This is a genomic window from Methanosarcina sp. 1.H.T.1A.1 (genome assembly GCF_000979295.1).
Classification (GTDB): domain Archaea; phylum Halobacteriota; class Methanosarcinia; order Methanosarcinales; family Methanosarcinaceae; genus Methanosarcina.
Genome location: NZ_JJQY01000087.1, coordinates 1 through 969 on the forward strand (window position 1 = coordinate 1; position 969 = coordinate 969).

A 969-nucleotide genomic window follows, 5' to 3' on the forward strand; every position below is an offset into this window, starting at 1 on the left:
CCGGAACAGCGCGGAGGGACCTCAAATTGTTCGGTTGTGATTTCAGGCCAGTCCATAGGTTCTCCTACGGTCTACACCCCTGACATCCTTATAGCCATGAACCGCCCTTCCCTTGAGAAATTCGAAGGGGCAGTAAAAGAAGGAGGCTTTATCCTCTATGACTCGACCATAGGCAAAGCCGAGACTCCCGCAGGCGTAAAAGCCGTTGCAGTCCCGGCAACCGAAAAAGCCAAAGAAGCAGGCGATGAAAGAGCTGCAAACTCCTTTATGCTCGGAGTCCTTCTGGGCCTGAACGTGACCGGCCTTGAAGAAGAAGCCTTCAAAGAAGCTCTTGCCGAAAACTTTGCAGGCAAACCAAAGGTTATCGAGTTCAACCAGCAGGTGCTCGAAGCCGGTGCAGAGTGGGCGAGAGAGAACGTTAAGGTATAAAAGTAAATATTTCAAAGGTAAAATATTTCAGCAACAGCAGGCGGAGAAATAAAGTCAAATCCGCCTGCAAAAACTCTTTTTCATGTTTTTTATAAAGGAATTAAGCCATTAAGAAAGAAAATTGGTATTTTTACCTTTTTCCTTAATCTTCTTGCCGGTAATAAGGCTAAAGGAAACATTAAAATAGTTGTGAAAAGTCGTAATTTATGTAGAACGGCAAAACCCAATTCATCACCTCTCCAGCTTGATTTTGTCGTTCTTTAATACCTTCTTATATGCTTTTTTAACTTCTCGTTACGTAGAGCGGAAGCTCAAAAGGAGCGTGCTGAAATAAAGGACTGTAAACAGCCGGTAAGCGTACTAATTAAAGAAAATCAGAGATTTAGGAACGGTCATAAGGTTTATTTAAAATAAAGACATTATAAAAAAGTGAGAATGCGTTTCGAAATTAGTTTAGAAGTAGATGGTAGGGTTCGAGTCCCTATTCTCGAGATCCCTACCTGCGATCCAACCCTAGATTGAGAGGAAACCCTATTACTC

General features: G+C 42.6%; 1 protein-coding gene. It reads left to right on the top strand.

Annotated elements, in window-relative coordinates; translation table 11 throughout:
- Positions 1-429, top strand: a 429-nt coding sequence (locus tag EO95_RS08550) for a 2-oxoacid:acceptor oxidoreductase family protein (protein ID WP_048133848.1), incomplete at its 5' end; no start/stop codon positions are given.
- Positions 430-969 lie beyond the last annotated feature (540 nt).